Source organism: uncultured Desulfovibrio sp. (assembly GCF_944324935.1).
Lineage (GTDB): Bacteria > Desulfobacterota > Desulfovibrionia > Desulfovibrionales > Desulfovibrionaceae > Desulfovibrio.
In genome coordinates, this window is the sequence record NZ_CALUYG010000086.1 from 1 (window position 1) to 3,899 (window position 3,899).

3 protein-coding genes are annotated in these 3,899 nt (G+C 64.9%); 1 reads left to right on the top strand and 2 read right to left on the bottom strand.

What is annotated here, in order from left to right:
• Positions 1-127 precede the first annotated feature (127 nt).
• Positions 128-628 carry a Cd(II)/Pb(II)-responsive transcriptional regulator gene (locus tag Q0J54_RS11990; protein ID WP_296305979.1) on the bottom strand — a complete coding sequence of 167 codons (501 nt, stop codon included), beginning with the start codon at positions 626-628 and terminating at the stop codon, positions 128-130.
• A gap of 427 nt (positions 629-1,055) precedes the next feature.
• Here Q0J54_RS11990 and Q0J54_RS11995 point away from each other — a divergent pair, with 427 nt between their 5' ends.
• Positions 1,056-3,236, top strand: a complete 2,181-nt coding sequence (locus Q0J54_RS11995; protein ID WP_296305980.1) for a cation-translocating P-type ATPase — start codon at positions 1,056-1,058, stop codon at positions 3,234-3,236.
• 85 nt (positions 3,237-3,321) lie between these two features.
• On the opposite strand, the gene Q0J54_RS12000 is transcribed toward Q0J54_RS11995, so the two are convergent.
• Complete coding sequence (locus Q0J54_RS12000) at positions 3,322-3,678, bottom strand: hypothetical protein (RefSeq protein ID WP_296305981.1); 357 nt, start codon at positions 3,676-3,678, stop codon at positions 3,322-3,324.
• Positions 3,679-3,899 lie beyond the last annotated feature (221 nt).

Consider the following 3,899-nt stretch of genomic DNA (forward strand, 5'->3'; position numbering starts at 1 on the left):
TGTTAGGGCGCGGCTGGTAAAAAAGCCTTATAGGCGCATATGAAGAACCACCGGCTTTGCCGGTGGGTTCCTTTTTTTTCGTGGCTGTGCCGTTGCGCCGTTTTGGCGGGCGGACGGAGGAGGCGCGTCATTTCGCCGGCTTCCCGGCAGGAGCGGCGCACGCGGGCCCCTGCTGTCTGCCGGCTGCCGTCTCGTCCTGATGTTGCCGCATCTCTTCGCAGCGGCGGCAACTTTCGCCCTTGCGCAGCTGGGCCAGGATGCCGCAGTCGGCCGCCCTGCCGCCGGTGCAGGCATGCAGCAGCGAGGCAAGATGTTCGCGCAAATGCGTGAGCGCGGCAATCTGCGCATCCACATTGGCCAGATGCTGTTGCACCAGGGCCGTGATCCAGTCACAACTTTGCCGTGGATGATCCTGGAAGGAAAGGAGCTCGCGTATTTCGTGAAGCGCCATGCCGTGGAGACGGCATTGTCGGATAAAGCGCAGGCGTTCGACATCCGTTTCGTCATACAAGCGGTAGTTGCCCGCCGTGCGCTCGGGTGAGCGGAGCAGGCCCTCCTTTTCATAATACCGGATGGTGACGACACGACAACCGACATGACGGGCCAGTTCGCCGATCTTGTACGCCATTTTTTTCCTCCATGCTGCTGCGGCTTCCCCTCTCCCGTCCTTTTTGCACTGTTTGTTCCCCAAAGAGAAAAAAGGCTTGACCCTCTACCTGCTCGAGGGAGTAGGTTTGTCATACCTCCTGTTGCTCAGCGCTGGTTGCCCTGGACGGGCCCGGGCGAACGGCAGGGGTCTCCCCTGTCGTCAAGTATGCCATGCAACAGGGGGATATGTCATCAACCCCGGCGCCGCCGCCTACGGCGGGACCGGCCCTCCTGGAGGAATCATGTCGGAAGTCCTTTCCTGCGCCTGCGGCGGCGATGTCGCATCCGGCGCATCCCCTGCGAACGCGGCGACGTCCCCTTGTCTCCCCTGCTCCGCTCCCCGGCCGGCGCATGCCCATGAGCATTGCTGCTGCGGCGGCGGGCACAGCGCGCCACAAGAGCCTGATATGGCGGCTGTGGCGCAAGCCGCATCGGACACCTGCGCTTTGTACCGTATCCTGAACATGGACTGCCCCACGGAAGAGGCGCTGATCAGAAAGAAGCTGTCCTCCCTGCCGGGCATCACGGGACTGGAGTTCAACCTGATGCAGCGGGTGTTGACGGTGCACCATGAGCTGGCATCCACGGAAAGCATCGAACGGGCCCTGCGGGACATCGACATGGAGCCGCAGCGCCTTGAAGCGGGCATCCCGGCCCGAAGCGGAGACGCCCTGCCTGCCGCGTCCATCCCCTGGAAGCGTCTTTTGCTGGCCGGGGGGCTGGCGGCTCTCTCCGAAGCCGCGGAACTGTTCGAGATGTGGCGCGCGCAGGCCGCAGTCACGCCCCCCCTCCCGCCGGGGGGCTGGAGCCTGCCGGAGGCGGTCGCCCTGCTCTGCGCGCTGGCGGCCATCGCCGTATCCGGCCTGACCACCTACCGCAAGGGCTGGCTGGCCATACGCAACGGGAATCTGAACATCAATGCGCTCATGTCCGTTGCCGTGACAGGAGCCGTCTGCATCGGGCATTTCCCCGAGGCGGCCATGGTCATGGTGCTCTTCAACCTGTCCGAGGCGCTGGAAGCCCGGGCGATGGAACGGGCGCGCAACGCCATCGGCGAATTGCTGGCCCTTGCGCCGGAGACCGCCCTCGTGCAGCAGGCGGACGGCACATGGAAGCGCATGGAGGCGAGCCGCATAGCGCCGCACAGCCGGGTACGCGTGGCCCCCGGAGAAAAGATCGCGCTGGACGGGCGCGTCCTGGAAGGTCATTCCGCCGTCGATCAGGCCCCCATCACCGGCGAAAGCCTGCCGGTGGAAAAGACGGCGGGCGATACGGTCTATGCCGGGACCATCAATACTTCCGGCTCCTTCATCATGGAGACCACGGCCCCGGCCTCGGCGTCCACGCTGGCGCGCATCATCGAAGCGGTGGAAAAGGCCCAGGCCACGCGTGCGCCCCTGCAACGGCTGGTGGACAGCTTTGCCCGCTACTATACGCCGGCCATCTTTCTGCTGGCTCTGCTGACGGCCTTCCTGCCGCCTCTGCTGGGCCTGAACGGCTGGGCGGATGCCGTGTACATGGCGCTGGTGCTGCTCGTCATCGGCTGCCCGTGCGCGCTGGTCATCTCCACGCCGGTCAGCATCGTCAGCGGGCTTGCTGCGGCGAGCCGCCACGGCATACTGATCAAGGGCGGCGTTTTTCTGGAAAAGGGCCGTCAGCTGCGCCAGCTTGCCCTGGACAAGACAGGGACGCTGACCTGCGGCCGGCCGCGGCAGACGGACTTCCTGGCCTGCGGTACGCTCCCGGAGGCAGAATGCCGGCTGCTGGCCGCCAGCCTGGCCGCCCGTTCGGACCACCCCGTCTCGCGGGCCATCGTCGCTGCCGCGTCGCTGCCGGAGACCGCTCTTGAAGAGGTGGAAGACTTCGTCGCCGTACTGGGACAGGGCATACGCGGACGCATCGGCGGGCATGAGCTGGCGCTGGGCAACAGGCGCATGCTGGCGGAAAGGAAGCTGCTCGCCCCCGCGCTGGAGGAGAGGATCACGGCGCTGGAAGCCGCCGGAAAGAGCGTGGTGGCCCTGCACGCCGATAATGAGGTGATGGCCCTCTTTGCCGTGGCGGACACGCTCCGGCCTGAAAGCATCGAGGCCGTGCGTGAACTGCGGGAACTGGGCATCGGCACCGTCATGCTGACCGGGGACAATCCGCATACGGCGGAAGCCATCGGCCGCACGGCGGGCGTGGATGACATCCATGCCCAGCTGTTGCCCGAGGACAAGGAGCGCATCGTGCGGGAGCTGGGCCGCAAGGGGCCCGTGGGCATGGCGGGCGACGGCATCAACGACGCGCCCGCGCTGGCCTGCGCGCATATCGGTTTCGGCATGGCGGCCGGAGGGACGGACACGGCCATCGAAACGGCGGATGTCGCCCTCATGGACGACGATCTGCGCAAGATCCCCCGTTTCATCCGGATTTCCCGCGCGGTCTACCGTATCATCGTGCAGAACATCGTCCTGGCCGTGGGGGTCAAGGCGCTCTTCCTCCTCCTGACCTTCAGCGGACAGACCAGCATGTGGCTGGCCGTCTTTGCCGACGTGGGCACGTCGCTCATCGTGGTGGCCAACGGCCTGAGGGCCCGCCGCCTGTAGGCGGACCGTCCCGACTGCTGTCCGGCGCGCTGTCCATGACGCGGGGAAGGGGAAGCCCTTTCCCGCGTTTTTCGTCCTGCCGTTCTCAGCAGATCTCCCTGTTCTGCAACATGGTGTAGACCAGCCAGAGCAGGCTCAGGACGACATGCGCCCGCAGGAGGATACGCCCGGCAGGGCGACGCCAGAGAGCAAGGCCCGCGCCGGCCAGAAACCAGACGGACAGCAGGGCCGTCGAAAGGATATAGAGCTCACGGGAGGCATACTGCCAGAAGGCGCTTGTGGCCACCGCGCCCCACAGCGGGGCGTACTCCTCCGGCCGTGCGTGGACGTTCCAGAGCTCATGGGAGAACAACACCGCCATGAAGCCGCAGAACAGCAGCCAGAGCAGGCGTTTCCCCGAGATCCGTCCGCCCGGGAAGGGAAGAGACTTCAACAAGAACATGAACTTTTGCCTCCTTTGGCGGTCAGAAAAAAGGGAGAACGGCGCGTCTGTCCGTTCTCCCCTTCTGTTCTCGCCGGAAAACAGGCTCCTGAGCGTTTTGCCGTCGTATGGTTTGAAACGCAACGAGTTTCAAACTGAAAATGCCCTAGATAGTGTCTACACGAGTTAAGTTAACACCTTGAGCCATATCGCTATACAGCGGATTTGTACGGCAGCCTCAA

Bases quoted from the DNA above. Each gene is read 5' to 3' on its own strand.
- Q0J54_RS11990 (WP_296305979.1), bottom strand. From the start codon at position 628: ATGGCGTACAAGATCGGCGAACTGGCCCGTCATGTCGGTTGTCGTGTC.
- Q0J54_RS11995 (WP_296305980.1), top strand. From the start codon at position 1,056: ATGGCGGCTGTGGCGCAAGCCGCATCGGACACCTGCGCTTTGTACCGT.
- Q0J54_RS12000 (WP_296305981.1), bottom strand. From the start codon at position 3,678: ATGTTCTTGTTGAAGTCTCTTCCCTTCCCGGGCGGACGGATCTCGGGG.